Source organism: Ruegeria sp. H6, from assembly GCF_056532975.1.
Window position 1 is genome coordinate 34,058 of record NZ_JBQFOA010000009.1, and the last position, 17,314, is coordinate 51,371.

A 17,314-nucleotide genomic window follows, 5' to 3' on the forward strand; every position below is an offset into this window, starting at 1 on the left:
CTATGGTGACACGAGCAGCAGTAGCGATCTTGGGAAGGGGTTGCAATTGGCCACGGAACTGGATTTTTCGGAATATATCATTGCCCCCGATCCCGGCGCAGCCCGGCTGACCCGCGCGGTCGACGGCTTTGACCAAAACGGTGAAGTCAGCCGAATTTCGGTGGTTGAAGAACGCCCTTTGACCATTTTTCTGAACGCGCAGGAAATCGTGACAGCCATGACCATCGGGGATTACCCCGAGTATCTGGCGTTGGGTTTTTTGCGCAATCAGGGCATGCTGCATGCGGATGACGCGATCACACGGGTCGATTATGACGACGATCTTGAAACCGTTGTGGTCCGGACCGAGCGGGAAACCTCGTATGAGGACAAGCTCAAGAAAAAGACTCGTACCAGCGGGTGCGCGGTTGGAACCGTCTTTGGCGATATGATGGAAGGGCTTGAAGACGTGCGCCTGCCGCAGGTTTCGGTGCGCACATCTTGGCTTTATGATCTGGCGGCCAAGATCAACCGAACCCCGTCGCTCTACCTTGAGGCGGGCGCGATCCACGGTACTGTTCTGTGCCATGAGAACCGTCCGCTGGTCTATATGGAGGACGTGGGCCGCCACAACGCCGTCGACAAGATCGCGGGTTGGATGCTGTCGGAATGCGAGGGGGCAGCCGACAAGATCCTATATACTACCGGGCGCCTCACATCGGAGATGGTGATCAAGACGGCAATGATGGGTATCCCGGTGCTGGCATCCCGGTCCGGCTTTACCGCCTGGGGTGTAGAGATCGCGCGCGAGGTCGGCCTGACTCTGATCGGGCGCATGCGAGGGCAGCGTTTCGTGTGCCTGTCGGGCGAAGACCGTCTGGAGCGTGATATTGATCCGGCCAGCGTCGCGGCCGAGGACAAAAAGCACCGCAGAAAAGGCGCGTGACCCGCTGCCCGGGCAAACAAATCGTCGCAATATCCGTATGATATGACCTATGGTGACCCATGGAGCTTGTTAACCTCATAGCGCCGGTATTTGCGGTGATCCTGACCGGATACGCGTTTTCCTGGACCAATTTGCTGGGCAAGGACACATCCGAAGCACTGGTTCAGTTCGCCGTCTACGTCCTGATCCCCGCGATCATGTTCTATCTGATCGGGCAGGAAGAGTTCGCCAACCTGCTCAACGCCGGGTTCTACATCGCCTATGGCGGAACGCTGGTTTTGCTGTTCATGCTGCTGTTTTTCGGGTTTCAGACCGTGTTGAAGATGCAGGTCGGCTCGGCCACGGTCGCGGCCTTTGCGGCGGTTGCGTCAAACACGGCGCTGGTTGCCCTGCCGGTACTGCATGCGATCTTCGGCTCCAAGGGTGCGTTACCGGCGGTGCTGGCCAATTTGGTTGTCGCGACGCTGTTGCTGATCTTCACAACAATACTGGAAAGCACGTCGGCCAAAGACGGACAGCAGAAGACGCCGATCCACAAGATCCTCTTGAATGTTCTGAAAAATCCGATCATCGCCGCGACCTTGCTGGGGGTTGCCTATTCCTTCACAGGGTTGGGTTTTTCCAGTGCGGTCGGAGATTACCTTGAACTGCTCAGCCAGGCGCTGGCAGCCGTTGCCCTGTTTGCGATCGGGTTTACCACCAGCGTGCGCACCGTTGTGCAGACAGGCCCGCTGATCCTGTTTTTGTCGCTGACCAAACTGATCATCGCGCCGGGGTTGGTCTTGCTGGCGGCGCATCTTGTTGGGCTGGACCCGCTTTGGACAATCGCGGCTGTCGTGTCCTCGGCGGTGCCTACGGCAAAGAACATCTTTCTGTTGGCAAAACACTATGATCAGGAACCCGTTCTGGCGGCGCATACGGTGTCGGCCACGTCATTCCTGTCGATTGGCACGTTGATCTTGTGGTTGTTTCTGCTCCATCACATCTATCCAACCGCGTTCCAATTGAATTGATCCCGCGCGCATTTGTTGAAACTGTGCGTCGGACAAAGGTCGTAAGTCAGGGGAAGTGTATGCAGCGCCCGATGGGAGTTATTCTGGCCGGTGGCCAAGCCACGCGCATGGGCGGTGGCGACAAGGGATTGCTGCAGGTTGGCGGTCAAAACCTGATGGCGCATGTCATTGCCCGGTTGGGGCCACAGGTTGATGGGTTGGCCTTGAATGCAAATGGGGATCCTGCCCGGTTTGCTGATCTTGGCTTGCCGGTGGTTGCCGATTCTGTTGATGGGTTTGCCGGGCCGCTGGCCGGAGTATTGGCAGGCCTCGACTGGGCCGCCGAGCAGGGCGTGGAAGCCATAGTAACTGCGGCAGCGGATACGCCGTTTTTTCCGGTCGATCTTGCGGCGCGACTGACGGCTGCCGCAGAGGGGCAGGAACATCCTTTGGTTCTGGCCACGACTCCGCGCACGGGCGAAGAGGCGCTGAAATCCGGTGGGGGAAAACAGGTCAACCGGCACCCGACCTTCGGGCTGTGGCCCGTGGCGCTGCGCGACGATCTGCGTGCGGCGTTGAATGACGGGTTGCGCAAGGTGGTTTTGTGGACCGACCGGCATAACGGGCGCGAGGCGCTGTTTCCCGCCGATCCCTTTGACCCGTTCTTCAACGTCAACACGCCCGAGGACCTTGAGACCGCGCAACACATGCTGGAGCAGCTATGAAAATTTACGGCGTTACCGGCTGGAAGAACGCTGGCAAAACCGGGTTGATGGAGCGTTTGGTCGCCGAGATTGCCGGTCGCGGATTCTCGGTCTCGACGGTCAAGCATGCGCACCATTCCTTTGACGTGGACCAACCCGGGCGGGATTCCTACCGCCACCGCGCCGCTGGCGCGTCCGAGGTTCTTTTGGCCTCGGGTCACCGTGTTGCTTTGATGCAGGAATTGCGCGGCGCGCCCGAGCCCACGCTTTCCGATCTGTTGACCCGGTTGTCGCCGGTCGATCTTGTTTTGATCGAAGGGTATAAACGCGAACCACACCCCAAGGTCGAGGCCTTTCGCGCAGAACCGGGCAATCCGCTGATCGCGCCAAAGGACAGCTCGATCCGGGCTGTGGCCAGCGATGTGCCACTGGAACTGGATCGTCCGGTCTTTGATTTGAACGCCACGCCACGCATAGCCGATTTCATTTTGCAAGAGGTTGGGCTGGGAAAGGACGCTGGCCAATGACCCGACCACCCGATTTTGCGCCGCCGCCTTTGAAGAATGACTGTTTTGCATTGCCTGCGGGGGTTGAATGGACGCCCGTGGACACGGCGTTGCAGTATTTGCAAAGCCGTTTGCGGCCGGTCACCGCGGCCTCTGTTATACCGCTAAGTCACGCTGCGGGCCGCGTGCTGGCGCAGGATGTGGTGGCAGCCCGATCAAACCCGCCAAACCCCAATACTGCCGTTGACGGCTATGGCTTTGCCGGTGGCAGGTCCGAAGGAAACCACGTTCTGCCCCTGATCGAAGGTCGCGCAGCCGCCGGAGGTGCCTTTGAAGGCACTGTTCCTGCAGGCCATGCCCTGCGTGTGCTGACCGGTGCGGCGCTGCCGGATGGGATCGACACGGTCATTCTGGAAGAGGACGTCACGGTCCAGGACGGGCACATTGCGTTTCGCGGCCCTCTGAAAGCCAACGCCAATACGCGGCGCGCGGGTGAGGATGTGAAACAAGGCGATATCGCCCTGACCGCAGGGCGCAGGCTGACGCCTGCCGATATGGCCCTGCTGTCCGCAGTTGGAATTTCTCAGGTCCCGGTCCGTGACCCTCTGCGTGTTGCCGTTCTGTCCACCGGGGACGAACTGGTTGAGGTTGGGGATTCCGCAGGCGCGGGCCAGATCTATGACGCCAACCGTCCCATGCTGCTGACCATGATCGAACAGATGGGCTTTGTACCGGTGGATATGGGTCGGGTGAATGATGACAGGCAGGGACTACGCGAAAGGCTGAACGCTGCCGCACAGCAAGCGGATGTCATCTTAACCAGTGGCGGGGCCTCAGCCGGGGATGAAGATCACGTTTCGGCCCTGTTGCAAGAGGCCGGTGCGATGCACGAATGGCGTATCGCGCTGAAACCTGGACGGCCGCTTGCGCTGGGCATGTGGTCGGAGACCCCTGTATTTGGTTTGCCAGGCAATCCCGTCGCCGCCATGGTCTGTACCTTGATTTTTGCGCGCCCTGCGCTGGGCCTGATGGCCGGAGAGGGCTGGCAGACCCCACTGGGTTTTGATGTCCCAGCCGCTTTCGAGAAACGCAAGAAACCCGGGCGGCGCGAATATCTGCGGGCGCGCATTCGGGACGGTCAGGCCGAAGTCTTCCGCTCGGAAGGATCGGGCCGGATCAGCGGGCTCAGCTGGGCCGAGGGGCTGGTCGAAATCGAAGACGGAGCGCGCGATATCCGGCAGGGCGATATGGTGCGTTTCATCCCCTATGGTAGCTTTGGACTATAGCGGGATCATTCAATCAAACGTTCCGGCCACGCGGCCCAACAGCATGAAGGCGCGCGCGGTGCGCGTTTCACCCAATGCGGTCAGGTCCGCATCGCTGGCCTGAGGCTCGAAATCCACGATCATATGGTCAAACCGGCGCAAAAAGTGATGCGTCGCATCGCGGAAAATCGGGTCCTGTTTCATCCGCGCTGCTGTCAGCGCCAGCGAAGACCGATCCCGGATCCCGCCCAGTGCCGCCACAGACCGACCCCGCGCGCCTTGGGCAAATTGCCGCCAGACCTCGGGCCGGGCCATATCGGGGCGCAGATCATCCATGTAGATGCCTTCCTGACTCAGCAATGTCAGTACATCCTGCGCGGCCTGTACCAATTGCGCGGCCTTGCGATCCTTGAGCGCCAGCCGCAACGCGTCAAATCCCCGGGCATCATCTTGTGTCTCCGGGAAATTCAGGGCCCGGATAAAGATTTCTGTCGTCAAAGGCGGCGCGATGTCTTCGGCCTGCGTGCCCAGTTCCAGCGAGGTCTGATCGTCAGGTTCGCGCTGGGTCAACTTGGCCCGGGCAGGTTCAGTGCGCGCAGATGAAAAGGTCGCCACTGCGCTTTCGGTCTTTTTGGTGGTTTCGGCAATCTCATCCAGCTTCTTGTCGACCGTCGGTTCATACGCACTGGCGGCGCGTTGCTGCTGGTTGACATAGGTGTGGCGGATCGCGTCGATCGCGGTTTGCAGCCGCGCGCTTTCCTCGCGCATGATGCGGCTGGCGCGCATGGCCATGGCCGCCACCCAGATCATGGCGACGGGCATGAAAACGGCCAGGAAGGTGACCAAGAACCCACCGCCCTGCGATTGCTCGGGCAACACCAGAAACAGGACCGACACAATCAGCCAAACAACGCTGATCACGATGGCCGCGATCTCGATCCCGGTTACGGCAGGCTGGCCCGGACGGTCGTAGATGCCCAGCGATGTCGGTCGGTTGGTTTCTTGTTCGGGCTTGGGCTCGGACATGACATGACACTCCGGTCAGGCGTACTCGATACTCAGAACTTCATAGGACCGCACGCCGCCGGGGGTGCGTACCTCGACACTGTCGCCTTCGTCCTTGCCGATCAGGGCGCGGGCGATGGGGGATTTGATGTTCAGCAAGCCCTTTTCGATGTTGGCTTCGTACTCGCCCACGATCTGCCAGGTCTTTTCCTCGTCGGTGTCTTCATCCACCAGCGTGACCCTGGCACCGAACTTGATCGCGCCGGACAGCTTGGCCGGGTCGATGACATCCGCCAGCGACAGAATACCTTCCAGTTCCTTGATGCGGCCCTCGATAAAGCCCTGCTTTTCGCGGGCCGAGTGGTACTCGGCGTTTTCCTTCAAATCGCCAAGCTCACGCGCCGAGGCAATCGCCTCGATGATTGCGGGGCGTTCGACCGATTTCAGGTTCTTCAGTTCCGCCTCGAGCGCGCCGAAGCCCGCAGGCGTCATGGGGATCTTTTCCATACTTTTTAACGTCCACGTAGAAATTGATTAGCCCCGCCGCACGAAAGCGCCGGGGCGAAGTGTAGGTTGAAGATTACCTGACCCAAATGACACGCGAATTGCAAGAGGTCTTGGGGCGTGGTCGTCGAATTCGCGGCTTAACGCCGCTTGGGCGGGCTCGGGTGCCGTCGGTGGCGTTGTTCCAACAGCTTGCCCCGCCGCCAGCGATGCGCGTCAGCCCCAAGCCACAAAAGCTCAATCATATTGAACGACCTCGAATTCGATCCCGTTGTCATCGCGGAAATAGAACCGCCTGCCGGGTTCATAGTCGCCATGGTTGTGCGGCTCGAATCCCGCCTTTTTGACCTTGGCTTCGGTGGCGTCGATGTCTTCGACCAGTACCCCCACATGGTTCAGCCCACCCACGACGTCATAGCTGCTGTTTGTCAGTGGCTTGGGGTTGCCGGGGTTGTACAGTGCAAGGTACGTGTGCGGCCCTCCCACATGTACAGTGTAGCCGCCCGCAATGGCAGGACCTTCCCAGCGGGTTTTCCAATCGAATACCTTCTCCATCCATGCGGCCGATGCTTTGGGGTCACGGACGGTGAAATTGGTATGTTCAAGCGTAGCCATCATTGGAACTCCTTCAAGTTTAGGCTTGTCCCGACTCACCGTAATTTCTAAACCTAACTTTAGGTCAAGGTATTTTTGCGGCGGTGACATGGCGATATCCGAAGGGTTGGCGATTGGCGCATTGGCCCGGCGCACTGGGTTGGCCGTTTCGGCCATCCGATATTACGAAGCACAAGGCCTGATCGCGCCGTGGCGCAATGCGGGCGGGCAACGCCGATACCAACGGGCGGATATCCGGCGATTGAGTTTTGTCATGATCGCGCAGCAATTCGGTCTGACCCTGCCCGAGATTCGCGAGGTGCTGTCCGGCCTTCCTGGCAACAGAACTCCGACGCCGCAAGATTGGCAGAAGATCAGCACGGGGCTGCGGGCTCGCCTGGATGAGCGAATCGATACCTTGACGCGATTGCGCGACAATCTGGATGGCTGCATTGGCTGCGGATGCCTGAGCCTGCCCAAATGCAGGCTTTACAACCCCGATGACCGGGCCAAATCGCATGGAAGCGGTCCAAGGTACCTGATGGGGGACGCGCCAGAGGGTTGATCTGCCGCATTGCAGCAACATGACGCCGTGTTTTGATTGACCAAAGACTCTCAGACCATGTAATCAGCCGGGTAACAATATTGCGCCGACCGCATGAAGAAAGCGCCAATTCGGAAAGTTAGCTAAGGAGCCCGCGATGGCCGAAATTGAACGCGAAGCGATGGAATATGACGTGGTGATCGTGGGTGCAGGCCCCGCGGGCCTGTCAGCGGCCATCCGCCTGAAACAGCTGGATGCCGACCTGAACGTCGTAGTTCTGGAAAAGGGCTCGGAAGTGGGCGCGCATATCCTGTCGGGTGCGGTACTTGACCCCTGCGGGCTGGACGCGCTGATCCCAGACTGGAAAGAAAAAGGCGCACCGCTGAATGTTCCGGTAAAGGAAGACAAATTCTACATGCTGGGCGAGGCCGGACAGGTCCGCATCCCCAACGCGCCGATGCCGCCGCTGATGAACAACCACGGCAACTACATCGTCTCGATGGGCAATGTCTGCCGCTGGATGGCTGAGCAGGCCGAAGAGCTGGGCGTGGAAATTTTCCCCGGCATGGCCTGTTCCGAGCTGGTCTATGGCGAGAACGGCGAGGTCAAAGGCGTCGTGGCCGGTGTCTTTGGGCTGGAGCCCGACGGGTCGTATGGCCCCAACACCGAACCGGGGATGGAGCTGCACGGCAAATATGTGTTCCTGTCGGAAGGCGTGCGTGGATCGCTGTCCAAGGAAGTTATTGCCAAATACGACCTGTCTGCGGGCAAAGAGCCGCAGAAATACGGTGTAGGCATGAAAGAGATCTGGGAGATCGACCCCGCCAAGCACAAGGAAGGCTCTGTCACGCACACCATGGGCTGGCCTCTGGGAAAAAACGCGGGCGGCGGGTCGTTCATCTATCATCTGGACAACAATCAGGTCTATGTCGGGTTCGTGGTGCACCTGAACTACAAAAACCCGCACCTGTATCCCTACATGGAATTCCAGCGCTTCAAGCATCACCCGATGGTGGCCGAGCTGCTGAAAGGCGGCAAGCGCGTGGCCTATGGCGCGCGCGCGATCACCGAGGGCGGCTATCAATCGATGCCGAAACTGGTCGCGCCGGGCGTGGCGTTGCTGGGCTGTTCGGCGGGCATGGTCAACGTGCCGCGCATCAAGGGCAACCACAACGCAATGTTGTCGGGTAAAGCCGCGGCGGAGGCTGCGTTTGATGCCATCAAGGCCGACCGTGCGGGCGATGAGCTGACGGCTTATGAGACCGACGTGCGGGAGGGCGCCATTGGCAGCGACCTGAAGAAAGTGCGCAACGTCAAGCCGCTCTGGTCGAAATACGGCCTGACCGCCTCGCTGATGCTGGGCGGTATGGACATGTGGACCAACACGCTGGGCTTTTCGCTGCTGGGTACGTTGGGTCATGGCAAGAATGACGCGGAATCAACTGAAGATGCCAGCAAGCACCAGCCCATCGATTATCCGAAACCCGATGGCGTGCTGTCCTTTGATCGCCTGACCAACGTGTCCTTTGCCGCGACCAATCACGAGGAAAGCCAGCCCTGCCATCTGCATCTGGCCGACCCCGATATCCCGGTCAAAGTGAACCTGCCCAAATACGACGAACCGGCGCAACGATACTGCCCGGCAGGCGTCTATGAGATGGTCGAGGATGAGAACGGGCCGCGATTCGTCATCAACTTCCAGAACTGTGTTCACTGCAAGACCTGTGACATCAAGGACCCAAGCCAGAACATCACCTGGACCACGCCGCAGGGCGGCGATGGGCCGAACTATCCGAACATGTAGGCAAAAACACAGGCAATGGCGGGGTCGTGAAGGCTGCACCATTGCCTCTTTCCAGTCAAAGCCCTAGCTTTACGGTCAGTCAACGACAATAAGGCAGGGTTTTGGTGTTTCCTCTGGTACGTCGCGCGGCGATCGCCGTGTTTCTCACCTCGTCGGTTGCTGTGCCGGCATTGGCCGATACCGGCGCGGGCTCTTATCTGGCTGGGCGTCAGGCCATCTACGAAAGCGACTACATCGCGGCCGAGCGGTATTATTCGCGTGCTCTGGATTTTGATCGCGAGAACAGACAGCTGCTGGAAAGCGTGCTGCTGTCGCGCATTGCGTTGGGCGATATTACAGGCGCGCTGGCCGTTGCCGAGGCTATCGATGAAGGCCCCGGGACCAATCAGGCGGCGCGCATGGCGATATATGCCAACCTGATTGCAAACGACCAGATGGACGTGCTGCTGGCGCGCGATCCCGAAACGCAAGGCGTCGGGCCGCTGGTTGATGGCTTGATGATCGCCTGGGCGCATATGAGCGAAGGCGCAATGTCCCGCGCCCTTGAGAAATTCGACGAAGTCGCAACCCAGGACGGGCTGCGTGACTTTGCGCTTTATCACAAGGCAATGGCATTGGCCTCTGTCGGCAATTTCGAAGACGCCGAAGAGGTCCTGAGCACGGATGACGGTATCGTCTCGCGCCTTTCGCGCCGGGCTGCCCTGGCGCGTGCCGAGATTCTGTCGCAACTGGATCGCAACGAGGATGCGCTGGAGTTTCTGGCGGATGTGTTTGCGGCGGGCAACGATCCGTTCATCGAAAACTATGTCGCGCGCCTGTCTGCGGGTGAGACGTTGCCATTTACCCATGTGCAAAACGCCCGGGATGGCATGGCCGAGGTCTATTTCTCGGTCGGGGCTGCCCTGAACGCCGAGGCGGCGCCAGACTACGTTCTGCTCTACACCCGTATCGCAAGCTTTTTGCGTGAAGATCATATCGACGCGATCCTCATGACCGCCGAGCTGTTGGAAGAGTTGGACCAGCACGATCTCGCGGTCGAAGCTTATCGCAAGGTGCCGCCAGACAGTTTTGACCATCATGCCGCCGAATTGGGCCGTGCCGAGGTTCTGCGCCAATCGGGCAAGACCGAGGCGGCGATCGAGGTTCTGCAGAATCTGGCCATCCAGCAACCGGGATTACCTGCGGTGCATGTGGCCCTGGCCGACCTTCTGCGTCAGCAAGAGGATTACGCCGCAGCCGTTGCATCCTATGACACGGCCATCGGCCTGACCGAGGCTGGCACCGGCAGCAATTGGTTCCTGCACTACGCCCGCGGTATCTCGCATGAGCGCCTGAAGAATTGGGACAATGCCGAAACGGATTTCCGCCGCGCGCTTGAGTTGAACCCCGACCAACCACAAGTTCTGAATTACCTGGGCTATTCGTTGGTCGAACGCCGGGAAAAGCTGGATGAAGCGTTGGATATGATCGAGCGTGCCGCATCCGCACGCCCCGACAGCGGCTATATCATCGACAGTCTGGGTTGGGTTCTGTTCCGTCTGGGCCGCTATGACGAGGCCGTGGGTCACATGGAACGCGCGGTCGAGCTGATGCCCGTCGATCCGGTCGTCAACGACCATCTGGGCGATGTCTACTGGGCGGTTGGCCGGGCGCGTGAGGCCGAGTTTCAATGGAAACGCGCCTTGTCCTTCATCGATCCCGAAGACACCGATGGAGAGGCTGATCCCGACCGCATCCGACGCAAGATCGAGGTTGGCCTGGACGTCGTTCTGGACGAAGAAGGCGCGGCCCCGTTGGAGGTTGCCAAGGACGGCTGAGGCCGTCCTGGCCGTTGATCCGAATTAGTTGAGACGCGATACCACGTAGTCTGCCAGATCTTCTAGCAGGGTGCGGATTTCGTGATCCGGCAGCGCCGCAAGCGCTGTTTTGGCCCGCGCGGCCCAGCCAAACGCATCGGCCCGCGTGGCATCCAGGGTCGCGTATTTGTGCATCAGAGACAGGGCGTGATCCAGATCGCCATCCTGCTGACGCCCTTTGCCGATTGTACGTTCCCAGAACGCTTTCTCATCTGCTGTCGCCTGCGCGATTGCCTTGATCACCGGCAGGGTCAGTTTACGCTCGCGAAAGTCGTCGCCGACATTCTTGCCGGTTGCCTTGCTGTCGCCCTGATAATCCAGCAGATCATCGGCGATCTGAAAGGCAACCCCCAGCGCATCGCCATAGTCGTAGAGCGCTTTGATTTGCGCGTCACTCGCGCCCGAGATCACGCCGCCAACCTCAGTTGCGGCAGAGAACAAGGCAGCGGTCTTGCCGCGTACCACTTGCAAATACACGGCTTCGTCCGTGGCCAGGTCGGTCGCCGCAGTCATCTGCAGCACCTCGCCTTCGGCGATAGTGGCCGACGCATTGGCGAGGATGTCCAGAACACGCAGCGATCCGGTTTCAACCATAAGCTGGAAGCTGCGGGAAAACAGATAGTCACCGACTAGAACGCTGGATTTGTTGTCCCACAACAGGTTGGCCGTTGGCCGACCTCGCCGTTGGGCACTTTCGTCGACAACATCGTCGTGCAACAGGGTCGCGGTGTGAATGAACTCAACCGTGGCGGCCAGTTTGACGTGGTGATCCCCCGCATAGCCGAACAGGCGCGCGGCGGCCAAAGTCAGCATCGGGCGCAGACGTTTGCCGCCTGCCTCGACCAGATGCGCGGTGACCTCGGGGATGCGGGGCGCGTGTTCCGAGGCCATCCGGGTGCGGATCAGCTCATTCACGGCCTCCATTTCCTGCGTCAGGATTTCGGCAAGACGCTCATGCGGTTTCGATATTGCGCTGACTGTCATCAAACTCCTGATACAAGGCTCGACTTCCGGCGGTCCTTGCCCTTACATCCATCCCATGAAAGAACTGTTGCGCAGCACCGATCCGACAATCCTGGCCTTTGCTTCTGCTCTTCTTGAGGGCGAGGATATAGACTGCTTTCAGATGGACGTAAATATGAGCATCCTCGAAGGGGGCATCGGAATCTTTCCGCGCAGGCTGATGGTGCGGGCCGACGATCTGACCCGCGCAGAACGGGTGATGCGTGACAACGACATCCCATTGGGACGATGACGCAATTTTCTGACAGTGAGCTGACGTGCAACAATTTTCTGGGTGGTGCCGTGCGCCTGTGGCAGCCTTGTGCGGGCTATCGCGCGGGTGTTGATCCTGTGTTGCTGGCAGCGTCGGTGCCAGCAAAAACAGGGCAATCCGTGCTTGAGCTTGGGTGCGGGGCAGGGGCCGCAATCCTGTGCCTGATGGCCCGTGTTCCGGGGCTGAAGGCAACCGGGGTTGAGCTGCAATCCGCCTATGCCGATCTCGCGCGACGAAATGCGTCTGAAAACGGGTGTGAACTGAAGGTGATTGATGCGGATCTGACCGATTTGCCGACAGATCTGAAGCAGGTTCAGTTCGATCACGTTATCGCGAACCCGCCCTATTACCGCGCGGGTGCCCATAGCCCGGCGCAGGATCAGGGGCGCAGCACAGCTTTGGGCGAAGACACGCCGCTATCCAGCTGGGTTGATGCCGCCGCGCGTCGGCTTGGGCACCGGGGTCAGATGCACATGATCCAAAAGGCCAATCGCCTGCCGGATATGCTGTCTGCCTGCGCAGGCCGTTTGGGATCGGTCGAGGTGCTGCCACTGGCGCCAAGGGTGGGTCGATCGGCCGAATTGGTCATTCTGCGCGCCATCAAGGGGGGCCGCGCCGATTTCCGTCTGCACGCGCCGCTGGTTCTGCATCTTGGAAACCGTCACACCGCAGATGGCGACAGCTACACGCCAGAGGTGACCTCTGTTCTGCGCGACGGGGCCGCGTTGGGGGTTTTCCACAGCCAATAGGCAATCAACAGCCGAATTCGTCGGATTTTTGGTAATTTCTGTGCGCCTGCAGCGTGACAGGCTGGAAACGATGTGGTCAAATTCCTACGTGATAAATGAAACCAAGAAGGAGGATCGCCATGAGCGTGAGCGCACATCTGACGGAACTGAAGAAAAAGCACGAAATTCTCGGTCTTGAAGTAGAAGAAGCCCAACGCTCGCCAGGTATCGATGACCTTCACGTCGCCCAGCTGAAAAAGCAGAAACTGAAACTCAAAGAAGAGATTCAGCGCCTGTCGTCCTAGGCGTTCATGCTTGCGCGCGCCGCAATCAAGGCGCCGCCGGTCACAAGAACAGCCGCGATCGCCAAACCCCAGGACGGGGCGGCGATCCCGGCCAACACCAAGACAAGCGTAGACAAGATCGGGGCCGCATATGATGACGTGCCCAAGATTTGAATATCGCCACGCTTGACCCCGATATCCCAGACATAAAATGCCAGTCCGACGGGTCCCAGCCCCAGCGCAATGACTGACGCCCAACCGATTGTTCCGTTGGGCCAAATCGTTTCTTCAATCAGGAAATGCAGCACCCAAGACGCGATGGCCGTTGTGGCGCAGAACACGGCGACGGAACTCGTGGGCACATCGCCCAACCGGCGTGACAACACGGAATAGCCCGACCACGTCAGGGCGCACAGCAGCGCCAACCCATAGCCAGGCAGATGCTCAACCTGAAAGCCGGTCCCGCCACCGCTGATGATCACCGCTGCTCCGATAAATCCCAGGCTTGCTCCAATGAGGTGGCCCAGGCGCAGGTGTTCTCCGGGTAAAAGGCCCGAAAACAGCACGATCAAGAGGGGCCAGAGATAGGCGATTAACCCCGCTTCGGCCGCGGGGGCCATACGTAAAGCCGAAAAATAGAGGGCGTGGTAGCCGAATAGGCCGATTGTTCCAAACAGATATGTCGTCCAGGAAATCTGCGCGAGCTGGCGCAGGCCACCTGTCGCAGCGACCCAGACCAGCCCCAGTGTTCCCCCGATCGAAAAACACAGAGCATTCAACAAAATGGGCGGCGTTGGCGCCGATCCGACCGTAAACAGAGCCAACAGGGACCACAGCAAGACGGCGACGAAGCCGATTGCGGTCGCACGGGAACGGGTCATGGGCGTCCAAGTTCCTTTTCGGGGATGATCTCAAAATCATCCCACATATGCGCGGTTTTTTCGATCTCTGCAAAGAACCAATCTCGGAAAGCTGCGATCTCTGGGCGATCTTTAGCTTCGGGCAGGCAAATGAAGCGGAACCGTGCTTCAGTCTGTACCGCGACTTTGAACGGGGCGACAAGCCGACCTTCGCTCACATCTTTGATGATCAAAGGCCGCCGCCCCAGTGCAACCCCCAAACCGGCGCAGGCTGCATCAATCGCGTGATCGGGTTGGGAAAAATGGGTGCCCGTAGCTGGTGAATACGACATGCCAACGGCGCGGAACCAGGACGGCCAATCACATCCGGGAGCGACTTTGAAGAGGGAATCATCAAATATCAGCGGCGCGTCACGCAGCGCTTCCGGTGATTGGAACCGATCATACAATTCAGGTGTCATGATCGGTGTTACCCAATCTGGTCTGGCGGCGTAAGAAGCCAGATCTGCGTCGTCAGATATCCCAAATCGGATCGCAGCATCCACATCATCTCTCCGCAAGTCGACAACCTTTAGCGATGCGGATAGCCGCAGTTCGATGTCCGGATGAAGCCGGGCGAACTCGAACAAGCGTGGGGCCAACCATTTCGCGGTCAGGGCTGGCCCAGCGGTCAGGGTGAGCGTACCGCGTTCCTGCAACCTGCGTGTTGCAGCCCATGCTGTTTGCAGCGTCGCAAATCCTTCAGCCGCGCCGGGTGCTAAAGTGCGCCCGGCCTCGGTCAATTCAACAGCGCGATTCAGGCGCCGGAACACAGGCTGCCCGAGATGTTCCTCAAGAGATTTGATCTGGAAAGACAGCGCAGCAGGAGTGACGTGTAGCTCTTCGGCGGCCTTGGCGAAAGACATATGCCGCGCCGCTGCGTCAAAGGCGCGTAAGGCGGTCAGCGGTGGCAGGCGGTCTTCCATATCAGTTAAGTTTTCCTTTACTGAATTCTCAAGACTTCTCGTTTGTGCCGTCGCAAATTAAGCCTCATTCTAAGAGCAAGTCAAATGAAACTGATCTGAAATGGAGGCTGAAATGATTGAGAGTGCAACTGATATCGCTGTGCAACGCGCCTTTCAGCGGGCGCATTACGAACGCGGTGCGTTGATCAGGTCGGTCCTGAAACGCATTTTCGGTTCCCGCTGAGCGTGGCGCGCGCGTTCTTACGGGATACAAGTCGGGCCGGCCCAAATGGACCGGCCCGTTTATTCATTTGGGTCGTGATCAGACGAAGAATTGCGCGCCGTTGGCCGAGATTGTCGATCCGTTGATGAATTGCGAATCCTCCGAGGCCAGGAACGCCACGCAGCGTGCGATTTCTTCCGGCTCACCCAAGCGGCCCGCCGGGATCTGGCCGATGATCGCCTCGCGTACTTTCTCTGGTACGGCCATGACCATTTCGGTCGCGATATAGCCCGGGCAGATGGCGTTTGCGGTGATGCCCGCACGCGCGCCTTCCTGAGCCAGAGACTTCACGATACCCAGATCGCCAGCCTTCGTCGCAGCATAGTTCACTTGCGCAAACTGACCCTTCTGACCGTTGATCGAGCTGATGACGATCACGCGACCGAACTTGCGTTCGCGCATGCCGGGCCAGACCGGGTGCACGGTGTTGAACACACCGGTCAGGTTGGTGTCGATTACCTGATGCCACTGCTCGGGCGTCATTTTGTGGAATGGCGCGTCGCGGGTGATACCAGCATTGGCGACAACGATGTCGATCGGGCCAACTTCGGCTTCGACCTTTTCAATCCCTGCCTTCGATTCATCATAATCAGCGACATTCCACTTGTAGGTCGCGATGCCGGTCTCTTCGGTGAATTTCGCCGCGGCTTCGTCATTCCCCGCATAGGTGGCGGCAACATTGTACCCTTCGGCCTTAAGCGCCTTGGAAATTGCTGCGCCGATGCCGCGGGAACCGCCGGTGACGAGTGCTGTACGTGCCATTGATGACTCCTCCAATTTGGTCGTCTTGATAATTCTGTTACTCTGAGAGGTTCATTAGCGCAATATCGTTTCGCATCCGGCTTGAACTTTCTGTCTGGCGATATTGTCGCTGTAGTCTGGTAAAGGTTGATTGTAACAATAAGGGCGCCCACCGGACGCCCTTTTCTTTTGGGATGTCAGAGCGCTCAGTCGCGTTCCACGCAAAGAGCGACACCCATGCCGCCGCCGATGCAGAGGGTCGCCAGACCCTTTTTGGCGTCGCGACGCTTCATTTCGAACAACAGTGTGTTCAGGACCCGGCAACCAGAGGCGCCGATCGGGTGGCCGATGGCGATTGCGCCGCCGTTCACGTTCACAATCGACGGATCCCAGCCCATGTCCTTGTTCACGGCACAGGCCTGCGCGGCAAAGGCTTCGTTGGCTTCGACCAGATCCAGATCGTCAACCGACCAGCCCGCTTTTTCCAGCGCTTTGCGCGAAGCGTAGATAGGGCCAACGCCCATGATCGACGGGTCCAGACCGGCGGTCGCATACGAGGCGATGCGGGCCAGAGGCTCGATCCCGCGCTTTTCGGCATTCTCAGCCGACATCAACAGGGTTGCCGCGGCGCCATCGTTCAGGCCCGAGGCGTTGGCTGCGGTGACCGAGCCGTCTTTGGCGAAGGCGGGGCGCAGTTTGCCCATGGCTTCGATGGTCGCGCCGTGGCGGATGTATTCGTCCTTGTCCATCACGATGTCGCCCTTGCGGGTCTTGATGGTGAAGGGCACGATTTCGTCGGCGAATTTGCCGGCATTCTGCGCGGCTTCGGCCTTGTTTTGCGACGCAACGGCGAATTCATCCTGCATGTCGCGGCTGATCTGCCATTTTTCGGCAACGTTTTCTGCAGTTTGGCCCATGTGATAACCGTTGAACGCATCCCACAGACCGTCGCTGATCATTGTGTCGATGTATTTCATGTCACCCATTTTGTGACCGGCGCGCAGGGCGGCGGCATGAGGTGACAAGGTCATGTTTTCCTGCCCACCAGCGGCAACGATATCGGCATCGCCCAGCTGAATATGCTGTGCACCCAGAGCGACAGCGCGCAGACCCGAGCCACAAACCTGGTTGATACCCCAAGCTGCGCTTTCCTGCGGCAGACCGGCATTGATATGCGCCTGGCGTGCAGGGTTCTGGCCCTGAGCGGCGGTCAGAACCTGACCCATGATGGTTTCGCTGACTTCGCCCTTTTCAACCCCGGCGCGCGCTACCACGGCTTCCAGAACCGCGGCGCCCAGATCATGTGCGGGGGTGTTCGCGAACGAACCGCTAAAACTGCCGACGCCTGTGCGCGCGGCGGATGCGATTACTACGTTAGTCATTCAGTCAATCCTTTACCGTCAATGTCCTGTGGGAAATCTGACGGCGCAGGTGGCGGAGCGGCATTCTCCGGATGCAAGAGCGCCACGTGATCCCCCGCTCCAGCATCTTCTCCAATA

General features: G+C 59.3%; 19 protein-coding genes. 11 read left to right on the forward strand and 8 right to left on the reverse strand.

The features are described from left to right. The first annotated feature begins 40 nt into the window (after positions 1 to 40). Genes ACR0AG_RS15040 through ACR0AG_RS15060 form a run of 5 tightly spaced genes read left to right on the forward strand, consistent with a single transcriptional unit; the run spans position 41 to position 4,413 of the window. Positions 41 to 925 carry a formate dehydrogenase accessory sulfurtransferase FdhD gene (locus ACR0AG_RS15040; RefSeq protein WP_480840578.1) on the forward strand — a complete coding sequence of 295 codons (885 nt, stop codon included), beginning with the start codon at positions 41 to 43 and terminating at the stop codon, positions 923 to 925. 59 nt (positions 926 to 984) lie between these two features. After that, positions 985 to 1,938 carry an AEC family transporter gene (locus ACR0AG_RS15045; RefSeq protein WP_480840314.1) on the forward strand — a complete coding sequence of 318 codons (954 nt, stop codon included), beginning with the start codon at positions 985 to 987 and terminating at the stop codon, positions 1,936 to 1,938. Between the two features lie 59 nt (positions 1,939 to 1,997). Then, on the forward strand, positions 1,998 to 2,642 hold the full coding sequence (gene mobA, locus ACR0AG_RS15050) for a molybdenum cofactor guanylyltransferase MobA (protein WP_480840316.1): 645 nt from the start codon (positions 1,998 to 2,000) through the stop codon (positions 2,640 to 2,642). After that, positions 2,639 to 3,148 carry a molybdopterin-guanine dinucleotide biosynthesis protein B gene (gene mobB / locus ACR0AG_RS15055; protein ID WP_480840318.1) on the forward strand — a complete coding sequence of 170 codons (510 nt, stop codon included), beginning with the start codon at positions 2,639 to 2,641 and terminating at the stop codon, positions 3,146 to 3,148. Before mobA ends, mobB begins: the two co-directional genes overlap by 4 nt. Next, complete coding sequence (locus ACR0AG_RS15060) at positions 3,145 to 4,413, forward strand: molybdopterin-binding protein (protein ID WP_480840320.1); 1,269 nt, start codon at positions 3,145 to 3,147, stop codon at positions 4,411 to 4,413. The genes mobB and ACR0AG_RS15060 overlap by 4 nt, the downstream gene beginning before the upstream one ends. A 9-nt stretch (positions 4,414 to 4,422) precedes the next feature. Here the strand turns inward: ACR0AG_RS15060 and ACR0AG_RS15065 are convergent, their stop codons facing one another. The 3 genes from ACR0AG_RS15065 to ACR0AG_RS15075 form a co-directional block, all read right to left on the reverse strand. Continuing rightward, complete coding sequence (locus ACR0AG_RS15065) at positions 4,423 to 5,418, reverse strand: hypothetical protein (RefSeq protein ID WP_480840322.1); 996 nt, start codon at positions 5,416 to 5,418, stop codon at positions 4,423 to 4,425. A gap of 15 nt (positions 5,419 to 5,433) precedes the next feature. Next, positions 5,434 to 5,904 (reverse strand): transcription elongation factor GreA, encoded by a 471-nt coding sequence (gene greA, locus ACR0AG_RS15070; protein WP_480840324.1) that lies wholly within the window; start codon positions 5,902 to 5,904, stop codon positions 5,434 to 5,436. Positions 5,905 to 6,138: 234 nt separating this feature from the next. Further along, on the reverse strand, positions 6,139 to 6,519 hold the full coding sequence (locus ACR0AG_RS15075) for a VOC family protein (RefSeq protein ID WP_480840326.1): 381 nt from the start codon (positions 6,517 to 6,519) through the stop codon (positions 6,139 to 6,141). Positions 6,520 to 6,604: 85 nt separating this feature from the next. On the opposite strand from ACR0AG_RS15075, the gene soxR reads away from it, so the two are divergent. The 3 genes from soxR (at position 6,605) to ACR0AG_RS15090 (ending at position 10,660) form a co-directional block, all read left to right on the forward strand. Continuing rightward, on the forward strand, positions 6,605 to 7,060 hold the full coding sequence (soxR, locus tag ACR0AG_RS15080; RefSeq protein ID WP_480840328.1) for a redox-sensitive transcriptional activator SoxR: 456 nt from the start codon (positions 6,605 to 6,607) through the stop codon (positions 7,058 to 7,060). Positions 7,061 to 7,196: 136 nt separating this feature from the next. Beyond that, a complete protein-coding gene (locus ACR0AG_RS15085; protein WP_480840330.1) occupies positions 7,197 to 8,843 on the forward strand; it encodes an electron transfer flavoprotein-ubiquinone oxidoreductase in 1,647 nt (548 codons plus the stop codon). 104 nt (positions 8,844 to 8,947) lie between these two features. After that, entirely contained in the window at positions 8,948 to 10,660 is a 1,713-nt protein-coding gene (locus tag ACR0AG_RS15090) for a tetratricopeptide repeat protein (RefSeq protein ID WP_480840332.1), read from the forward strand. A gap of 24 nt (positions 10,661 to 10,684) precedes the next feature. Here the strand turns inward: ACR0AG_RS15090 and ACR0AG_RS15095 are convergent, their stop codons facing one another. Further along, a complete protein-coding gene (locus tag ACR0AG_RS15095; protein WP_480840334.1) occupies positions 10,685 to 11,683 on the reverse strand; it encodes a polyprenyl synthetase family protein in 999 nt (332 codons plus the stop codon). Between the two features lie 55 nt (positions 11,684 to 11,738). Between ACR0AG_RS15095 and ACR0AG_RS15100 the strand changes: the two genes are divergently transcribed. From ACR0AG_RS15100 to ACR0AG_RS15110, 3 genes are all read left to right on the forward strand, one after another. After that, a complete protein-coding gene (locus ACR0AG_RS15100; protein ID WP_170387439.1) occupies positions 11,739 to 11,954 on the forward strand; it encodes a putative signal transducing protein in 216 nt (71 codons plus the stop codon). Continuing rightward, a complete protein-coding gene (locus ACR0AG_RS15105; RefSeq protein ID WP_480840336.1) occupies positions 11,951 to 12,724 on the forward strand; it encodes a tRNA1(Val) (adenine(37)-N6)-methyltransferase in 774 nt (257 codons plus the stop codon). The genes ACR0AG_RS15100 and ACR0AG_RS15105 overlap by 4 nt, the downstream gene beginning before the upstream one ends. A 119-nt stretch (positions 12,725 to 12,843) precedes the next feature. Next, complete coding sequence (locus ACR0AG_RS15110) at positions 12,844 to 13,008, forward strand: DUF465 domain-containing protein (protein WP_170573397.1); 165 nt, start codon at positions 12,844 to 12,846, stop codon at positions 13,006 to 13,008. Here ACR0AG_RS15110 and yddG read toward each other — a convergent pair. From yddG to ACR0AG_RS15130, 4 genes are all read right to left on the reverse strand, one after another. After that, on the reverse strand, positions 13,005 to 13,868 hold the full coding sequence (gene yddG / locus ACR0AG_RS15115; RefSeq protein ID WP_480840338.1) for an aromatic amino acid exporter YddG: 864 nt from the start codon (positions 13,866 to 13,868) through the stop codon (positions 13,005 to 13,007). The genes ACR0AG_RS15110 and yddG overlap by 4 nt on opposite strands. Beyond that, positions 13,865 to 14,812, reverse strand: coding sequence for a transcriptional regulator GcvA (gene gcvA / locus ACR0AG_RS15120; RefSeq protein WP_480840340.1), 948 nt, complete (start codon positions 14,810 to 14,812; stop codon positions 13,865 to 13,867). Before gcvA ends, yddG begins: the two co-directional genes overlap by 4 nt. 301 nt (positions 14,813 to 15,113) lie before the next feature. Then, positions 15,114 to 15,836: an acetoacetyl-CoA reductase gene (phbB, locus tag ACR0AG_RS15125; RefSeq protein WP_480840342.1), complete on the reverse strand. Its 723-nt coding sequence runs from the start codon at positions 15,834 to 15,836 to the stop codon at positions 15,114 to 15,116. A 185-nt stretch (positions 15,837 to 16,021) separates the two neighbouring features. Beyond that, positions 16,022 to 17,197, reverse strand: coding sequence for an acetyl-CoA C-acetyltransferase (locus ACR0AG_RS15130; protein ID WP_480840344.1), 1,176 nt, complete (start codon positions 17,195 to 17,197; stop codon positions 16,022 to 16,024). Positions 17,198 to 17,314 lie beyond the last annotated feature (117 nt).